Origin of the sequence: Streptosporangium sp. NPDC049046, from assembly GCF_040649155.1 — a bacterium.
Lineage (GTDB): Bacteria > Actinomycetota > Actinomycetes > Streptosporangiales > Streptosporangiaceae > Streptosporangium.
The window spans coordinates 97589-115386 of record NZ_JBEZEZ010000023.1; the positions used below are offsets into that span (position 1 = coordinate 97589).

Consider the following 17798-nt stretch of genomic DNA (forward strand, 5'->3'; position numbering starts at 1 on the left):
GCAGGAAAGGACTCCACGGGTGACCACCTCGTTTCTCTACGCCGCCGTCCGTACGCCGTTCGGCCGTTTTGGCGGCGCCCTCGCCGAGGTGCGTCCCGACGACCTGGCCGCGGCCGCGCTCACGGGGGTGCTCGACACGGTGCCGGCGCTGGATCCCGCGCTGATCGACGATGTGATCTACGGCAACGCCAACGGCGCCGGTGAGGACAACCGCAACGTCGCGCGCATGGCGGTGTTGCTCGCCGGGCTGCCCACCTCGGTGCCCGGCTCGACGGTGAACCGGCTCTGCGGCTCGTCGCTGGACGCGGCGATGACGGCGTCCCGGATGATCGAGGCGGGTGACGCCGAGGTCGTCGTGGCCGGCGGTGCCGAGTCGATGACGCGGGCGCCGTGGGTGCTCCCCAAGCCCAGGCGCGGCTATCCCGCGGGTGACCTCAGCGCGGTCTCCACGACGCTGGGGTGGCGGCTGGTCAACGCGCGTATGCCGAAGGAGTGGACGGTCTCCCTGGGCGAGTGCAACGAGCAGCTGGCCGACAGGTACGGCATCACCCGCGAGCGGCAGGACGAGTTCGCGGCGCGCTCGCACCGGCTCGCCCACGCCGCCTGGGAGGACGGGTTCTACGACGATCTGGTCGTTCCGGTGGAGAACACCGGGCTGCACAGGGACGAAGGCATCAGACCCGGCTCGTCCCCCGAGACGCTGGCCGGGCTGAAGCCCTCGTTCAGGCCCGACGGGTCCATCACGGCGGGCAACGCGTCCCCGCTCAGCGACGGGGCGGCCGCCCTGGTCGTCGGGTCGGAGGAGGCCGGATCGCTCATCGGCTCCGACCCGGTGGCCCGCTTCGCGGGCCGGGGAGTGCACGCGCTGGATCCGCAGGACTTCGGATTCGCACCGGTCGAGGCGGCCGGGGTCGCCCTGGCGAGGGCGGGGATCGGCTGGTCCGACGTCGGCGCGGTCGAGCTCAACGAGGCCTTCGCCGCGCAGTCACTCGCCTGCGTCGACGCCTGGAAGATCGACCCCGACATCGTCAACACCAAGGGCGGCGCGATCGCGATCGGGCACCCGCTCGGGGCCTCGGGCGCGCGCGTCCTCGGCACGCTCGCCCGGCGCCTCGCCTCGGAAGGGGAGCGCTGGGGCGTCGCGGCCATCTGCATCGGCGTGGGACAGGCCCTCGCCGTCGTACTGGAAAACGTCACCGACACAGGGAAGTGGTCATGATGCGGTCCACCAGCGCTCCGTCGACGGTGGGGGTGTACGGAGGCGGGCGGATGGGCGCGGGCATCGCGCACGCGTTCCTGCTGGCAGGCGCCGACGTACGGATCGTCGAGACCTCGGACGACACCGTGCGGGCCGCCCGTGAGCGGGTGGAGGGCAGCGTGGCGAACGCCGAGCGGAGGGGGAAGCTCCCCGCGCCCGCGGCCGAACTCCTCTCACGGCTGGTCGTCACCACCGACCGCACCCCGCTGGGGGCGTGTGCCCTGGTGATCGAGGCGGTCCCCGAGGATCCCGACCTCAAGCGGCGGGTGCTGCGCGACGTGGAGGAGGTCGCGGCGGACGCCGTGCTCGCCACCAACACCTCCAGCCTGTCGATCGACGACCTGGCCAGGGAGCTGGCCCGGCCGGAGCGCTTCGTCGGCCTGCACTTCTTCAACCCCGTACCGGCCAGTGAGCTGGTGGAGGTCGTCGTCGGCACCAAGACCTCACGGGACCTCGTCGCGGACGCGCAGACCTGGGTGACCGCCCTCGGCAAGACCGCGATCACGGTGAGCGACTCGCCGGGCTTCGCGAGCAGCCGGCTGGGGGTGGCCCTCGCCCTGGAGGCGATGCGGATGCTGGAGGAGGGGGTCGCGTCGGCGGAAGACATCGACACGGCGATGACGCTCGGCTACAAGCACCCCCTGGGCCCCCTGAAGACGACCGACGTCGTCGGACTCGACGTCCGGCTCGCCATCGCCGAACACCTCGCCCGCGAACTGGGAGCGCGCTTCGAACCTCCCCGCATCCTGCGCGAACTGGTCGCCGCGGGACACCTCGGGCGCAAGACGGGCAAGGGCTTCTACGACTGGTGAGCCCGTCCCCGTGGGGGTGGCTTGGCGAGCCGGTGGGCGAAGTAGTCCGTCCCCGTACAGGGCCGGCCGGGCAAGCCGGTGGGCGATGTAGGTGGCACCGGTGAGTCCCGTTCCCGTACGAGGTCAGCCCATCCACATGCCGCCGTTGACGTCGATCACCGCCCCGGTGACCGAGGCGGCGGATGAGGAGCACAGCCACTCGACCGTGCCGGCGATCTCCTCGGGGCTGGTCACCCGGCCGAGGGGGATCTGGCGTCGCAGGGCGTCCATCTCCTTCTCGGACAGGCGGGTCAGCATCGGGGTCGCCACCGGGCCGGGGGCCACCGCGTTCACCCGGATCCCCCTCGCCGCCTGGTCCTTGGCCAGGTGGCGGGTGAGGCCGATCAGCCCGGCCTTCGCGGTGGCGTAGGCGGGGCCTGACAGGCGGTTGCCGCCGTGGCGGCCGTTGACCGAGCTGAACAGGACGACCGAGCCGCCCTCGCCCATCAGGGGGAGCGCCGCCTGGGTGACGACGAGGGCGGAGGTCAGGTTGTCGTCGAGCACCCGGCGCCACTGGGCCAGGTCGAGGTCCTCGATGCCGCCCTCGCCGACGGAGCCGGCGGCGTGGACGACGTTGTCCAGGATCGGGGTGTCACCGAGTGCCTCACGTACCGAGGAGGGGTCGCTCGCGTCGTGGCCGAGGGCTCTGTCGATGACGATCAGGTCGTGGCCGAGGGCGCGCAGGCGGTCGGCGCAGGCGCGGCCGATGCCACCCGCACCCCCCACCACCAGGGAAGTCTTCGCCATCCGGACATTTGTATCAGGGATGGGTGAGGCCGGACGACCCGGGGGCGGGCTATGCTCTGAGCTTGTGCGGGCGGAGGAGAGTACGGCGAACGGGACCCCTGCCGACGACGGGCAGACCAGCAGCGGTGTCGAGAGGGCACTGCAGGTGATCTTCGCGGTCGCGGCGGCGAAGGAGCCCGACATCGGCGTCTCCGAGCTGGCCAGGTCGCTCGGGCTGAGCAAGGCGGTGGTCCACCGGGTGGTCCGCACCCTCGTGGCGGCCGACTTCTTCTCCTTCGACGAGCGCACCCGGCGTTACCGCCTGGGGCCCGGCGCGGTGAGCGTGGGCCTGGCGGCGATGGCGCAGATGGAGGTGCCGAGGATCGCCCAGCCCTACCTCGAACGGCTGGTCGCCCACACCAAGGAGACCGCGACCCTCTCGGTGCGGTACGGCACCCAGCGCATGTATCTCACCCAGGTGCTCTCACCGCAGGAGATCCGCATGTCGGTGCAGCTCGGGCGGCTCTACCCGCTCCACGCCGGCGGGTCGTCGAAGGCGATCCTGGCCGCGATGGAGGCCGAGGAGATCCGCGGTTACCTGTCCTCGCAGCCGCTTGAGGCGCTGACCGGGATCACGATCCAGGACCCGGCCCGGCTCGCCGACGAGCTGGAGACCATCCGGCAGCGCGGTTACGCCGTGAGCCTCGGCGAGCGCCAGCAGGGGGCGGCGTCGGTCGCGGCGGCGGTCCACGAGGCGACCGGCCGGGTTTACGGCTCGATCTCGGTCTGCGGGCCGGTGAGCCGGCTCAGCGTCGGCAACATCGAGGAGTACGGCCGCCTCGTCCACGAGGCCGCCACCGAGGTCTCCCGCCAGCTCGGTTACCGTTCCTCCTGACTTCGCCGCCTTCCTGGCTCCATCTCCCTACCTCGCGACCTTCACTTCGCGATCTTCCTGGCTCCGCTGCCCTCCCGGCCTCACCGCCCCTGGCTCCGTTGTCTTCCCCGCTTCGCTGCCCTCCTTGGTCTCGCCGCCCTTGGCTCCGTTGCCTTCCCGGCTTCGCCGCCCGGTTTCCTGAGCGGAACGCGGTTGATCCTCAGGACCGGCCGACTGCGGGGCCGGCTCACCGTTCGGGCCGGCCGCCCCTGAGGGCCGACTGACCGAAATCCCTGACAGGCGCCCGCCGTCGACGCGGCGGCGCCTCTTTTACCTGCTGTTATCACTCTGTGTAGCGATCGATTGTGCACCGGTCACCCTCAGATATGGTGATAAAAGCGTCAAATCGCCCCTGCGTGTTACAAACTCGAAAAACAGTGATGGATCCCTTGACCTGCTTTTGGTGGCGCGCCTAGCATCACGGTATCCGGTACGGCGTTCCGCCCAGCGATACACCGGGAGCCTGGAGGGCAGCACATGTCGACCTCAGTCCGCACTTCGGAGGAGATGCGGCCCCGCGCGCCTCGACGTAAGTGGACCGATTCCTCGTTGATGCTGTGGATCACCACCCCTCTGCTGCTTCTGGTCTTCATCGGGGCGTGGAAGGCCTACACCGTGCTGTTCGGCGTCGGAGAGCTGATGCTTCCCCCGCCCGAGACGGTCGGCGCGGCCCTGGTCGAACTGATGCAGGGCTCGCTCATCTACGAGGCGATCAAGGTCACCCTCTACGAGACGCTGGTCGGGTTCGCCCTCGCCGCCGTCGTCGGGGTGGCCCTGGGCATCATCCTCGGCAAGGCCCGCAGACTGGAACGGGTCCTGTCGCCGTTCCTCATCGCCACCCAGGTCGTACCGAAGGTGGCCATCGTCCCGCTGTTCCTTCTGTGGTTCGGTTTCGGACCCACATCCAAGATCTTCATGGCGGCGATCATCGCGTTCTTCGTGATGATGCAGAACACGATCCTCGGGATCCGGTCGATCGAACCCGGTCACCGCGATCTCATGCGCGTCATCCAGGCACCCTGGTGGAAGCGTGTGATCTCCCTGGACATCCCGTCCTCGCTGCCCTACGTGCTCACCGGCGTGGAGCTGGGCATCGTCTTCGCCATCACCGGCGCCGTCGTCGGCGAGTACCTCGGTGGCGACGAGGGCCTGGGTGCCCTCGCGACGATGATGCTGGCCGGTCTCCGCACCGACATGCTCTTCGCGGTCGTGATCGTGATGACGGTGCTCGGTTTCCTCCTCTACGCCGTCACCGCGGCCATCCGGAGGTTCGCGATCCCCTGGCACGAGTCGTCCGGCCGTCCCACGTCTCTCTAGAACAGGAACACCTACATGGACCGCCGCAACTTCCTCCGCGGGGCCGGGCTGCTCGTCGCCACCGCCACCGGAAGCCAGTTCCTCATCGGGTGCTCGTCGGACGGCTCCGGCGGGGACACCGCCGCCAGCACCGGTCCTTCGGGCGAGCAGCTGCGCAACCTCGTCTACATGACCCCGTTCCAGCACATCATCGCCCACTCCGACGTGTACGTCGCCCAGGCCCAGGGGTTCTTCGCCGAGGAGGGCCTGCTGATCACGTCGATCGGCGGCACCGGCACGGCGAGCTCCGTCTCCCAGGTGGCGGGCAAGCAGGCCATGTTCGGCAAGGCCGCCTCCGTCATCACCTGCCCGCTCATCGCCGACCAGGACACCCCGATCGTCACGGTCGGCCAGAAGGACCAGGTCAGCCAGTACAGCGTCGCGTCCCTGCCGGACAAGCCGCTGACCAGCCCCGAGCAGTGGCAGGGCAAGACCATCGGCGTCATCTCCAAGGGCGGCACCACCGAGCTGCTGCTCGACGCGATGTCGGTCGCCGAGGGGCTTGACCCCACGAAGGTGAAGAAGGTCGTCACCGGCGCCGACGTCGGCTCGCTGGAGTTCCTCAACCGGGGCGAGGTGGACGGCTTCATCACCTTCATCGGTTCCGAGACGGCCTTCAGGCAGCGCAACATCGAGCTGAACTACCTGAACACCGACCTGTTCGCGCCGCTCCCCGGCGACTCCTACTTCGTCACCAGGGAGACCGCGCAGGCCGAGGGCGAGGCGATCACCAGCTTCCTGCGGGCCTGCCGCAAGGCGTGGAAGTTCATGGCGGACACCGCCAACACCGACAAGGTGCTGGAGGCCGTGGGCGTGCTCAACGAGATCGAGGTCTCCGACAAGGCACTGGCCGCCGCGAAGGTCGCCGCCGAGGTCAAGGTCAGCACCGCCAAGAACGGTGACTTCCTGTCGATGGACACCGCCGTCTGGGAGAGCGGGATCGAGCTGATGCGCAAGTCCGGAATGATCAAGGACACCAAGCGGCCGGTCACCGACTTCATCGACACCACGTTCATCGACTCCGTGTGAAAGGCCGCTCCTGATGCAGCGCACCACGACCACCGACCTCGTGGTGGTCGGCGCCGGCACCGCCGGGTTGCCGGCCGCGATCGAGGCCGCGGCGCACGGTCTGCGGGTCACGGTCGTCGAGAAGGGCGACCGGCCCGGCGGCACCCTGTGGCGGTCCTGGGCACAGCTCTCGGCGGGCGGCACCGCCCTGCAGCGTGCCAAGGGCATCCGTGACAGCCCCGACCTGCACTTCGACGACGTGATGCGGATCAGCAGGAACACCGCCGATCCGGAGCTGGTCCGGCTCGCGGTGGACCACGCGCCCGCGACGATCGAATGGCTGATGGCCTCGGGTTTCGACATGGACCCCGACGCCCCGGCGGTGCTGCACTTCCACGAGCCCTACCTGCTGCCGCGCACCTACTGGGGGCGCAACGCGGGGCGGTCGGTGCTGGAGGTGCTGCTCCCGGCGTTCGAGAAGGCGTGCGCGGGATCGGTCACGTTGGCGCTCGGCACCGAACTGGTGGCGTTCCGGACCGCGGAACGTGCCGTGGAGACCGGAAAGCCCGGGGAGCCCAGGGTGGCCGGGGTGACGGTCCGGGACCCCGATGGAACGTTCCGGGAGATCGACGCGACGAACGTGATCCTCACCAGCGGCGGCTACGCGGGCAACCCCGAGTTGTTCCCCCGGCTCACGTCGGGGGCGCCGCTCGCGGGCCCCGCCTCGCCGGGCGCCGAGGGTTCCGGCATCCTCGCCGCCGTCGACGCCGGTGGCCGGGTGCGCGGTCAGGACCGCTTCCTTCCCACGTACGGCGGGGTGCTGCGGTCGGGCAGCACCTGGGAGACGGTGGGGCTGGACGACTATCCGGCCCTCACCCCGCAGGCGCGGGCCCCGTGGGAGATCCACGTGAACACCCGCGGCGAGCGGTTCGTCGCCGAGGACGCCCCGAGCGTCGACGACCGGGAGAACGCCCTGCTCGCCCAGCCCGAGCTGAAGTTCTGGGTGGTGTACGACGCCGCGATCCGCCGATCGGCGCCGGCGCTGTTCCCCACCTGGGACGAGACGGAGCTCGACCGGGCCTTTGACGGCCACCCGTCGTTCGTCACCGCGCTCGACCTGACGACGCTGGCGCGGGCCGCCGGGATGGATCCCGGCGTCCTGGCCGACACCGTGGCCGCCTACAACACGGCCGTCGCCTCGGGCGACGACCCCTTCGGCCGGGCCCACCTGCCCGTGCCGATCGCAGAACCGCCGTACTACGCCGTACTGAACCACGGCACCACGCTGAAGAGCCCGGCGGGGCTCGCCGTCGACAGCCGGCTGCGTGTCATCGGACCCGACGGCCCGTTCGCGAACCTGTGGGCCGCGGGCGAGGTCATCGGCGGCAGCACCTTGTCCGGCAAGTCGTTCGTGAGCGGGATGAGCGTCACTCCCGCACTCGGGTTCGGCCGGATGCTCGGACGCCGGGCGGCCGGCGCCACCACCGATCCAGGGAGCATGTGATGTGGAACAGGCCTGACGTCGACTTCGTCCAGACCCAGGACGTGCCGTGGCAGCCCGTCCAGGACGGGGCGTTCGGCGCGGCGCAGGGCGGGCTCAAGCGGTTGCTGAGCCGCGACGCCGGCACGGGCGCGGAGACCGCGGTCCACCGGCTGACCGGCCGTCACCAGGGTGTGCTGTCCGCCGGGGTGGATCTGTTCGTGGTCGCGGGGGAGGGGTTGCTCGACGGAGAGCCGCTCCGCACCGGCGACTACGTCTACGCCCGGGCGGGCAGCGCGATCGACCTGGTCGCGTCGGTACGCGGCCTCACCGTCTACGCCGGATTCTGGGGCGAGCCCGGCTTCGCCGCCGGCGTCGGCTCCGGTGAACCGCTCCTGCGGATCACCCCCGAGAGGGAACCGTGGATCCCGGCCGGCTGGAGCGGCGAGGTGGAGCTCGAGGTCGGGGCGATGTCGAAGACGCTGCGCTCAGACGGCGAGGTCTACATCTACCTCGCCGCGATGATGCCGGGCTGGAAGTCGCCCATGGCCGAGGCCCACCCGGTCTACGAGGAGTCGTTCAAGATCTACGGCGACGTGCTGATGGGCCCGCTCGGCGTGATCCGCGAGGGCGGCTACTTCTTCCGCTCCCCGGGCGTCTTCCACGGCCCGCTCTACTCACGCGGCGGGACGATGTCGTTCATCCGCTCCGACGCGGCGCCGACCACCGAGTACCGCGTCCCCGAACCCGGCAACACCTGGGACGAGCTGTCGGAGCGTGCGTATGTCCGATGAACGGATGATCGACGGCGGGGCGGCGATCTCGATCAAGGGCGTCGGCAAGGAGTACACCACCGACGCCGGACCGGTCCGCGCCCTCGTCCCGACCGACCTGGAGATCAAGCCGCGCGAGTTCGTCGTGCTGCTCGGCCCCTCCGGCTGCGGGAAGACGACGCTCCTGCGGATGCTCGGCGGGCTCATCGCGCCGACCGAGGGCACGATCGTCATCGGCGACAAACTCCTGTACTCGGAGGGCGACAACACTCCTTCGCGGGAGGCGCTCGGCTCGCTCGGCTTCGTCTTCCAGCAGGCGACGCTGATGCCGTGGCGGAAGATCTGGAAGAACATCGCCCTGCCGCTGGAGGGCAAGGGCGTCGGCCGTAAGGAGCGCCGCAGCAGGGCCGAGGAACTCGCCGACATGATGGGCCTGGCGGACTTCCTCGAACACTTCCCGCGCGCGCTCTCCGGTGGCATGCAGCAGCGGGTCGCCATCGCGCGGGCGCTGATCCACCGGCCGTCGATCCTGCTCATGGACGAGCCCTTCGGCGCCCTCGACGCGATGACGCGCGACCGGATGAACTCCATGCTCCAGCAGCTGTGGATGGACACGGGGAAGACGACCGTGCTGGTCACCCACTCGATCTCCGAGGCGGTCTTCCTCGCCGACCGGGTGGTGCTGCTCTCGCAGCGGCCCGGACGCATCCAGGACGTCGTCGAGATCGACTTCCCCCGCCCGAGGTCGCTCGACATCGTCAAGACACCGCAGTTCGGGGAGATCGTCCAGCACCTGCGCTCCCAGCTCGGTGAGATCTGATGGGCGGGCCGACGAGCGGGCCGACCGACGGGCCGACGAACGGGACGACGGACGAATCGACCGGCGGGGCGACGCGCGGGGCGACCCGCGCGCTGGCCCGCTTCGTCGCGGAGCTGACCTTCGACGACCTGCCGGAGCCGGTCGTCGCCAAGGCCCGCCACCTGCTGCTCGACTTCTTCGGGGCGGCACTGGCGGGCGGCCGGGTCCCGGAGGCGGCCACCATCACCGAACTGGTCCGCGCCAGGGGCGGCACCCCTGAGGCGACCGTGCTCGGTGCCGGTTTCTCCACCACCCTGGCGGACGCCGCCTACGCGAACGGATGCGCGGCCGACGTACTGGAACACCAGGACGGATACCGGTTCGGCGGATTCCATCCCTCCCACGCCCTTCCCGCGCTGCTCGCGGTGGCCGAGTCCCGCGACGCCGACCTGCGCGCGCTGCTGACGGCGGTGGTGGCAGCGTACGAGGTGGCGAACCGGATCGGCCGGGTCATGCACCCCGGCGCGACCGTCGCCGGATGGTTCCCGGTGGCCGCCGGGTACGGCGCCGCCGCCGGATGCGCGAAGCTGCTCGGCCTCGACGAGGACGGGATCGCGTCGGCCGTCGGCGCCGCCGGGTTCTTCGTGCCCGCCGTCATGATCGAGGAGATCTTCGCCGGGTTCACCGTGAAGCCCGCGTTCGCCGGGCAGATCGCCCGCGCGGGGGTCGAGGGCGCCCTGCACGCCCAGGCCGGGCTCACCGGCTGGGACGAGGTCGTCGAACACCCGAGAGGGCTGGTCGCCCTGTTCCGCGGCGACCCCACGGACTCCCGCCTCACCGACGGACTGGGCGAGGAGTGGACGGTCCTGGAGGTCCACCAGAAGCGTTTCGCCGGGTGCCGCCACACCCACGGCGCCGCCCAGGCGTGCGCCGAGCTCGCCGCCGAACACGACCTCGACGTGGCCGAGGTGACCGCCGTCGACGTCGAGACCTACGACGTCGCCAAGGTCCTGGTCGACCGTCCCGCGGGTGGCTCGGTGGTGCCGTGCACGTTGAGCCTGCCGTACGTGGCGGCCGTCGCCCTCGCCGACCGCGACGTCACCGCCGCCCAGTACGCCCCGGAGCGCACCTCGGATCCGCTCGTCAACCGGGTGGCCGCCTCGGTCCGCATCCGGGTCGCCCCCGACCTCGACGCGCGCTACCCGGAGTACACCGCGACCCGCGTCACCGTCACGACCGGGAAGGGGACGCACACCCGCCAGATCGACCTGCCGGTAGGAGACAGCCGCAACCCGCTGACCAGCCAGGAGCTGCTCGGCAAGTATCGGGGCTCTGCCGTCCCCGTCGCCGGGGAGGAGGCCGCCGACCGCGCCGCCGAGTTGCTCCTGACGGCGAAGGACACCCCCGTACGCGCCCTGGTCACGATCACGACAGGAGGACAGCCATGCTGAGCCCGGACAGTCCGCAGCACGTCATCACCCCGCAGCCGCTCACGGCCGCCGACTTCGCCCCCTACGGCGAGGTGATGTCGCTGGAGGCCACCCCCCGGTTGCCGATCGACTTCTACTCCGGCAAGAACGCCGTGCACGGGTCGATCCGGCTCGACTCCGACACCCCGCCGGAGTTCCTGGTGTTCCGCGTCGGCATGCGGGGCGACAACCTGCGCTACCTGGAGCGCCACGTCGAGATGACGCAGACGATGATCCCGCTCGGCGGCAAGCCCTACGTCGCCGTCGTCGCGCCGCCGGACGTGCCGCTGGAGCACGGTTTCCCGCCGCTCGACCAGGTGAAGGCGTTCGTGGTGCCGGGCGACGTGTCGATCAACCTCTACCGGGGCACCTGGCACGAGCCGCCGTTCCCCTCGGTCGACGGCCAGCTCTTTCTGATCACCAGCCACGAACGGCTCACCCAGGGCCTGCAGTGCCGCCTCGACGAGAACGGCGAGCTCGACAAGTTCGACGTCGAGAAGCGCAATCCGTTCCACCGCACCGGTCAGCGGGTCAGGGTCCGGCTGCCGTGACGGCGATCGGCACCTCGGTCCGCAAGGCGGACGGCGAGGTCCTGCTGACCGGGCGGGGCCGGTTCGTGGACGACTACGTCCTGCCCGGCATGATGCACGCCGCGATCGTCCGCAGTGACGTCGCGCACGCGCGCATCACCGGGATCGACATCTCCGAGGCCGAGCGTGCCCCGGGTGTCGAGCTGGTGCTGACCGGGGAGAGGGCGGCTCGGCACAGCGGGCCGATCCCGCACTTCATCGACCCGGCCGCCCGGGGCGGACGCCGCGCCGAGGTGCGCTGCCTGGCCGTGGACAAGGTGGTCCACGCCGGTCAGGCCGTCGCCGCCGTGGTCGCCCGCACCCGCCGCGAGGCCGAGGCGGCGGCCGGGCTGGTCAGGGTCGGCTACGAGCGGCTGCCCCACGTGCTCGACGCCGACGCCGCGCTGCGGCCCGACGCGCCCCGGTTGTACGACGACTGGCCCGACAACGTCATCCTGCACAACCACTACGGCACCGGCGACGTCGACGCCGCCCTCGAAACGGCCGACCTCGTCGTCACCGAGACGATCCGCATCGGCCGTAGCACCACCGCGCCCATGGAGCCGCGCGGCTACCTCGCCTCCTGGGACCGCTTCGACGAGTCGCTGACCGTGCACGGTTCCGTCCAGAACCCCCACCAGCTTCGCTGGATGCTGGCCCGCAGCCTCGGCCTCGACGAGACCAGGATCAGGGTCGTCACCGCGCGGGTCGGCGGCAGTTTCGGGCTGAAGATGCAGGGACACCCGGAGGAGACCCTGATCTGCCTGCTCAGCAGGCTCACCGGCGCGCCGGTGAAGTGGATCGAGGACCGCCGCGAGTGTTTCCTGTCGGGGGCCCGCGAACAGGTGCACCGTGTCACCGTCGGCGCGATGCGCGACGGGCGCATCGTCGCGGTCAGGGACCGGATCGTCGCGAACGCGGGCGCGGTGACGGCACAGCCGGGCTGGGCGATGCCCAACATGTCGGCGACCACGCTCGCCTCCGGTTACCTCGTACCGAACGTCGAGGCCGAACTGCACGTGGTGGCGACCAACAAGCCGCCGCTGAACGCCGCGAGGGGTTTCGGTAAGGACGGCGCCCACTTCGTGATGGAACGGGTCGTCGACCTGGTGGCCCGCGGGCTGGGGGCCGATCCGGCGCGGGTGCGGCGGGTCAACTTCGTACCGCCCGACCGGTTCCCCTTCCGCACCGCGACCGGCCTGAACATCGACAGCGGCGACTTCCCCGGCCTGCTCGACAAGGCGCTCAAGGCGCTGGACTACGACGCCCTGCGCGATCGCCAGCGCGAGCTGCGCTCCCTGGGCCGGCACCTCGGGATCGGGCTCGCCTTCGAGCTCACGCCGGAGTCGGCCGACGGTCCCGGCACCTTCGTCTCCGGGTTCGACGTGACGACGGTCCGGATGAACATGAGCGGCGGCGTCACCGTGCTGACCGGGGTGACCAGCCCCGGCGGCGGCAACGACACCGCGATCGCGCAGATCGTCTGCGACGAGCTCGGGGTGCCGCTGAGCTGGATCCAGGTCGTCCAGGGTGACACCGACCGGTGCCCGAGCGGGTTCGGCAACTTCAGCGGGCGCGGCATGGTCGTCGGCGGCGGGTCCGCCGCGCTCGCCGCCCGCGACGTACGGGCCAAGATCGCCACGGTCGGCGCCCGCATGCTGGGCGTCTCCTCCGACGAGGTCGAGGTGACCGGCGGCGTGGTGCGGGTCTCCGGCGAGCCCGACCGGTCGGTGCCGGTGCCCGACGTCGCCGCGGCCGTGCTCACCCGCGCGTTCGCCGTGGCCTCGGAGGTCGAGCCGGTTCTGGAGGCCACCCGCGCCTTCAAGCCGGGCAACATCAACCACGTCCCGGACGAACGCGGACGTATCCAGCCTTACCCCACCTACTCCAACTGTCTGCACGCCGCCGTCGTCGAGGTCGACGCCGACACCGGCCTCACCGAACTGGTCGACTTCGTGATGGCCCACGACTGCGGGGTCGTCATCAACCCCGCCCTCGTCGAGGGCCAGGCCCACGGCGCGATCGTGATGGGCCTCGGCGCGGCGCTCACCGAGGAACTCGTCTACGACGACGAGGGCCGCCTGCTCAGCGACCGCTTCAAGTCCTATCTGCTGCCTCGCGCCGGCGACCTGCCGAAGGTCCGCCTCGAACACCAGGTCACCCCGAGCCCCTTCACCATGTACGGCAACAAGGGCGCGGGCGAGGCCGGGGTCGGCGGCGCGCAGGCGGCGGTGGCGAACGCGATCGAGGACGCCCTCGCGCCCTTCGGCGTCACCGTGACACAGGTGCCGCTGCCGGCGCCGGTCGTGCTCGACCTTATCGAACGGGCCCGCTCGAAATGATCACCCAGAACTTCGCCTACCACGCGCCCACCGACCTCGAAGGGGTGGTGGCCGCGCTCGCCGGGCACGACGCCGTGATCGTGGGCGGCGGCACGATGGTCGTCCCCGACCTCACCCACGGCCGGACCTCGGCGGACGTCGTCGTCGACCTGTCACGGGCCGGACTGTCCGGGATCACCCGGGCCGGTGACACCGTGGTCGTGGGCGCGACGACCACGTACACCCGTCTTCTGCGCGACGGCGGCGAGCAGGTGCCACCGCTGCGGCGAATCGCGGGCGGGATCACCGGCGGCCCGCAGATCCGCAACCGGGGCACCGTCGGCGGGTCTGCCTGCTACGCCAACCCGTCCTCCGAGGTCCCGGCCGTGCTGGTCGCCCTCGGGGCGGAGCTGCGGCTGGTCTCGGCCGCCGGGGTCCGCGAGGTCGCGGCGGCCGACTTCTTCACCGGCGCCTTCACCACCGCGCGGCGGCCGGACGAGGTGCTGGCGGCGCTCGTGCTGCCCGACCCGGCCGGCCCCTTCGGCTACCACAAGCTCAAGCTCGCCGAGAGCAGCTGGCCCATCGCGACGGCGGCCTGCGTGCGCCTGCCCGGAGGAAGGCTGCGGCTCGCCCTCGGCGGGGTCGCGGCCACACCGCTGCCGGTGCACCTCGAATCAGACGACCCCGGGCACGTGCGCGCGGAGGTCGGGCGGGTGCTCACCGAACCGTGGAGCGACGTGCTCGCAGACGGCGACTACCGCCGCCGGGTCGCACCGGTGGCGGCCCTGCGGGCCGTCCGGGAACTGCGGGCCGTCGAGGAAATGCGGGCCACCGAGGAATCGCGGGCCGTCGAGGAGTCGCGGGGCATCCGGGAACCGCGCTCCGCCCAGGAAGGAGAACCGCGATGACCAGGGTCAACCTCACCGTGAACGGCCGGGCGCGGGAGATCGACGTCGAGACGTCGAAACTGCTCGTCCACGCCATCCGCGAGGACCTCGGACTGACCGGCACCCACGTCGGCTGCCTCACCGGGGACTGCGGCGCCTGCACCGTGCGCGTCGACGGCGCCACCGTCAAGTCGTGCTCGGTGCTCGCGGTCGGCGCGGAGGGCGCCGACCTCACCACGATCGAGGGCCTCGCGGGCGAGGACGGGCTGCACCCGGTGCAGCGGGCGTTCTGGGACGAGTTCGGCTTCCAGTGCGGCTACTGCCTGCCCGGCATGCTGCTCACCGCCTGTGAGCTGCTGGAGGACGACCCCGACCCCGACGACGACGCGATCGTCGAGGCGATCAACGGCAACCTGTGCCGCTGCACCGGCTACGCCGCCATCGTGCGCTCGATCCGCTGCGCCGCCGACCGGATGAAGGACACCCCATGAGCACCACTGACGCGGCCATCGCGATCGTCGAGGATTTCCTGGCCGCGGTCGGCCGGGGAGATCTGGAGTCGGCAGGGACCCACCTCGCCCCCGACGCCGTGATGATCTTCCCGGGCGACCGCCTTTACACCACCCTTCGCGACCTGGCGGACGCCTCCGCCACCCGCTACCGGCACGTCGACAAGCACCGCACCGAGTACGAGGCGTTCACCGAATCCTCGGGTGACGTCGTCGTCTGGTCGATGGGCACCCTGTACGGCGAGAACAACCAGGGCGTCGGGTACGACGGCGTGCGCTACGTGGACCGGTTCCGGTTGAGCGCGGGCCGGATCGTCGAACAGCGGGTCTGGAACGACCTGGAGATCAGCGGCGTGCTCCGGGCACGTACCACGGAGGAGATCGACCCGCGCTGGCGCACGGCCGCGCCGACGGCGACGACGCCGACCGCGCCGACGACGACCGCGACGGTACGCCGCGTCGCCACCGCCGCCTGGGACGGCGCGCTGCGCGGCGGAGCCGGCCGCCTCGCCCTCGCCTCGGGCGCCACCGATCCGCTGCCGATCTCCCTGGAGAGCAGGAAGAACAGCGTCGCGCCCGCGACCTCGCCCGAGGAACTGCTCGCCGCCGCGCACGCCGCCTGCTTCGCGATGGCCCTGCGCGGCGCCCTCGACGCCGTCGCCCCCGGCACCCCGGAACAGGCCGTCGAGGTCACCGGCACGTGCGTGCTGCGCATCGACGCGGCGGGCTGGACCATCGACGCCATCCGTCTCGACGTGACCACCAGGGGCGTGCCGCGCGACGCGCTGGAGACCGCGATCCCCGTCGCCGAACGCCGTTGCGCGATCTCCAACGTGGTGAAGGGCAACGCCGTCGTCACGGTCACCGTACGGGAGCAGCGGGATGACTGAACGTCACCCGCACGTGTTCGCACCCCTGAACCTGGGCGGCCTGACCCTGCGCAACCGCGTCTTCGTGTCGGCCCACACCACCAACTTCGGCGTGGACTTCCTGCCGACCGCCCGCCACGTCGCCTACCACAGGGAACGGGCGAGAGGTGGGGCCGGGCTGATCATCACCGAGCCGCTGCGCGTGCACGACACGAGCCTGGGCCGCGTGGGCGGGCTGAGCGCCTCCCGGGCCGCGCTGCCGGGCCTGGCCGACATCGTCACCGCCGTACGCGACGAGGGCGCCGCGATCTTCACCCAGATCACCCACACCGGGCGCCACAGCGACAACCTCTTCCGGCGGGCCGCGTCGTGGGGGCCGAGCGCCGTGCCCTGGCACACCACCGGCCAGGTCCCGCACGTGATGACCGCCGCCGACAGGAAAGAGGTGCGACGGGCCTATGTCACGGCGGCGCTGCTCGCGGTGGAGGCGGGGTTCCAGGGGATCGAGGTGCACTTCGGGCACGGGCACCTGCTGCACCAGTTCATCTCACCCGCCGCGAACACGCGGACCGACGACTACGGCGGCACCGAGGAGAACCGGCTGCGGTTCCCGCTGGAGGTGCTCGACGACGTGCTGGACGCGGTCGGGTCATCGGCGCTGGTGGGGGTGCGGATGAGCGCCGACGAACTGCTGCCGGGCGGGCAGGACCTCGCCGAGGGGCGGCGCATCGCGGAACTCCTGTGCCGGACCCGGCCGATCGCGTTCCTCAACGTGTCGGTCGCCTCCTACACGGTGCCGTCCATCGGTCACCACGTCGCCGACATGAGCGAGGGCCGGACGCCCTACCTGCCGGAGACGCTCGCGATCGCCGAGGTCGCGGGTGACGTTCCGGTCTTCGCGGCCTGCCGGTTCGTCGACGTCGACGACGCCGAACGGGTCCTCGCGGGCGGCGAGATCGCGGCCGTCGCGATGACCCGCGCCCACATCGCCGACCCCCACCTGCTCGCCAAGACGGCCGAGGGGCGCGAGGGCGAGGTACGGCCCTGCGTCTCGTGCAACTTCTGCATCGGCGAGATCGCCGGGCACCGCGCCATCACCTGCATGATGAACCCCACCGTGGGACGCGAGGCCGAGTGGCCGGTTCTCCCGGAACCCGCGAGCCCGGCCAGGACGGTGCTCGTCGTCGGCGGCGGCCCGGCGGGAATGGAGACCGCGAGGGTCGCCGCGGAACGCGGCCACCGGGTGCGCCTGTGGGAGCGGGGCGACGAGCTCGGCGGCCAGGTGCGGGTCGGGCGGCGGGGGATCGGACGACACGAACTCGACCTGCTGCGGACCTACGAGGAGCACGAGCTGGACAGGCTCGGGGTGACCGTCAGGACCGGGGCGGGGACGGTGACCGCCCAGGAGGTGGTCGCGGCGGCTCCCGACGTCGTGGTGATCGCCACCGGATCGACCCGCCGCCGCCCCCTCGCCGCCTTCGAACGTCGTTCGTGGGAAGGGCGGACCGTCGTCGTGGTCGATCGGGAGGGCACCTGGACCTGCGCGTCCGTCGCCGAGACCATCGCCGGGTCCGGCGGGACGGTGCACGTGGTCACCCCGGCGACGTCCCCGCTGTGGGGGGTGACCGAGTACAGCCGGATGACCGCGCTCGAACGGCTCAGGAACCGGGGCGTCGACATCTGGACCGGCGCCGTCGCCGAGTTCGGTGAGGGACGGGCCGTGGTGCGCTCCTCCTTCGTCTCGGCCGAGACCGTGATCGACGGGGTCACCGACGTGATCGAACTCGACCCTCCCGACGCCCTCGACACCCTCGCCGCCGACCTCGCGGGGAGCGGGCTGACCGTGCACGTCATCGGTGACGCGGTGGCGCCCCGATCCCTGCTCGACGCCATGTACGAGGGCCACGCCCTCGCCCGCGCCCTGTGAACCCATGAACCCGCGCCCCGTGAACCCATGTCCGACGAACCCGCGCCCCCGTGAGAACGACG

The 17798-nt window shown here is 71.5% G+C and carries 16 protein-coding genes; 15 read left to right on the forward strand and 1 reads right to left on the reverse strand.

Going from position 1 to position 17798, the window contains the following annotated elements; genetic code table 11:
- Positions 1 to 19: 19 nt before the first annotated feature.
- Positions 20 to 1219, forward strand: coding sequence for a thiolase family protein (locus AB0B96_RS29165; RefSeq protein WP_362903706.1), 1200 nt, complete (start codon positions 20 to 22; stop codon positions 1217 to 1219).
- A complete protein-coding gene (locus AB0B96_RS29170; RefSeq protein ID WP_362903776.1) occupies positions 1219 to 2070 on the forward strand; it encodes a 3-hydroxyacyl-CoA dehydrogenase family protein in 852 nt (283 codons plus the stop codon). Before AB0B96_RS29165 ends, AB0B96_RS29170 begins: the two co-directional genes overlap by 1 nt.
- Positions 2071 to 2193: 123 nt before the next feature.
- Here AB0B96_RS29170 and AB0B96_RS29175 read toward each other — a convergent pair whose 3' ends face one another.
- Positions 2194 to 2856 (reverse strand): SDR family NAD(P)-dependent oxidoreductase, encoded by a 663-nt coding sequence (locus tag AB0B96_RS29175; RefSeq protein ID WP_362903708.1) that lies wholly within the window; start codon positions 2854 to 2856, stop codon positions 2194 to 2196.
- Positions 2857 to 2920: 64 nt separating this feature from the next.
- On the opposite strand from AB0B96_RS29175, the gene AB0B96_RS29180 reads away from it, so the two are divergent.
- The 13 genes from AB0B96_RS29180 (at position 2921) to AB0B96_RS29240 (ending at position 17736) form a co-directional block, all read left to right on the forward strand.
- A complete protein-coding gene (locus tag AB0B96_RS29180) occupies positions 2921 to 3730 on the forward strand; it encodes an IclR family transcriptional regulator (RefSeq protein ID WP_350945426.1) in 810 nt (269 codons plus the stop codon).
- Positions 3731 to 4246: 516 nt separating this feature from the next.
- Positions 4247 to 5086: an ABC transporter permease gene (locus AB0B96_RS29185; protein ID WP_350945425.1), complete on the forward strand. Its 840-nt coding sequence runs from the start codon at positions 4247 to 4249 to the stop codon at positions 5084 to 5086.
- Positions 5087 to 5101: 15 nt separating this feature from the next.
- Positions 5102 to 6154, forward strand: a complete 1053-nt coding sequence (locus AB0B96_RS29190; RefSeq protein ID WP_362903711.1) for an ABC transporter substrate-binding protein — start codon at positions 5102 to 5104, stop codon at positions 6152 to 6154.
- Positions 6155 to 6167: 13 nt separating this feature from the next.
- Complete coding sequence (locus AB0B96_RS29195) at positions 6168 to 7637, forward strand: FAD-dependent oxidoreductase (RefSeq protein ID WP_362903713.1); 1470 nt, start codon at positions 6168 to 6170, stop codon at positions 7635 to 7637.
- Positions 7637 to 8407, forward strand: a complete 771-nt coding sequence (locus tag AB0B96_RS29200) for a hypothetical protein (RefSeq protein WP_350945422.1) — start codon at positions 7637 to 7639, stop codon at positions 8405 to 8407. The genes AB0B96_RS29195 and AB0B96_RS29200 overlap by 1 nt, the downstream gene beginning before the upstream one ends.
- Positions 8397 to 9206, forward strand: coding sequence for an ABC transporter ATP-binding protein (locus tag AB0B96_RS29205; RefSeq protein WP_350945421.1), 810 nt, complete (start codon positions 8397 to 8399; stop codon positions 9204 to 9206). The genes AB0B96_RS29200 and AB0B96_RS29205 overlap by 11 nt, the downstream gene beginning before the upstream one ends.
- Positions 9206 to 10636 (forward strand): MmgE/PrpD family protein, encoded by a 1431-nt coding sequence (locus AB0B96_RS29210; RefSeq protein ID WP_362903716.1) that lies wholly within the window; start codon positions 9206 to 9208, stop codon positions 10634 to 10636. The genes AB0B96_RS29205 and AB0B96_RS29210 overlap by 1 nt, the downstream gene beginning before the upstream one ends.
- Positions 10630 to 11205 carry an ureidoglycolate lyase gene (locus AB0B96_RS29215; RefSeq protein ID WP_362903718.1) on the forward strand — a complete coding sequence of 192 codons (576 nt, stop codon included), beginning with the start codon at positions 10630 to 10632 and terminating at the stop codon, positions 11203 to 11205. Before AB0B96_RS29210 ends, AB0B96_RS29215 begins: the two co-directional genes overlap by 7 nt.
- Positions 11202 to 13565 carry a xanthine dehydrogenase family protein molybdopterin-binding subunit gene (locus AB0B96_RS29220; RefSeq protein ID WP_362903720.1) on the forward strand — a complete coding sequence of 788 codons (2364 nt, stop codon included), beginning with the start codon at positions 11202 to 11204 and terminating at the stop codon, positions 13563 to 13565. Before AB0B96_RS29215 ends, AB0B96_RS29220 begins: the two co-directional genes overlap by 4 nt.
- Positions 13562 to 14452, forward strand: a complete 891-nt coding sequence (locus AB0B96_RS29225; protein ID WP_362903722.1) for an FAD binding domain-containing protein — start codon at positions 13562 to 13564, stop codon at positions 14450 to 14452. Before AB0B96_RS29220 ends, AB0B96_RS29225 begins: the two co-directional genes overlap by 4 nt.
- Positions 14449 to 14922: a (2Fe-2S)-binding protein gene (locus tag AB0B96_RS29230; RefSeq protein ID WP_350945416.1), complete on the forward strand. Its 474-nt coding sequence runs from the start codon at positions 14449 to 14451 to the stop codon at positions 14920 to 14922. Before AB0B96_RS29225 ends, AB0B96_RS29230 begins: the two co-directional genes overlap by 4 nt.
- Positions 14919 to 15830 carry an OsmC family peroxiredoxin gene (locus AB0B96_RS29235; RefSeq protein WP_362903724.1) on the forward strand — a complete coding sequence of 304 codons (912 nt, stop codon included), beginning with the start codon at positions 14919 to 14921 and terminating at the stop codon, positions 15828 to 15830. The genes AB0B96_RS29230 and AB0B96_RS29235 overlap by 4 nt, the downstream gene beginning before the upstream one ends.
- A complete protein-coding gene (locus AB0B96_RS29240; RefSeq protein WP_362903726.1) occupies positions 15823 to 17736 on the forward strand; it encodes an FAD-dependent oxidoreductase in 1914 nt (637 codons plus the stop codon). The genes AB0B96_RS29235 and AB0B96_RS29240 overlap by 8 nt, the downstream gene beginning before the upstream one ends.
- Positions 17737 to 17798 lie beyond the last annotated feature (62 nt).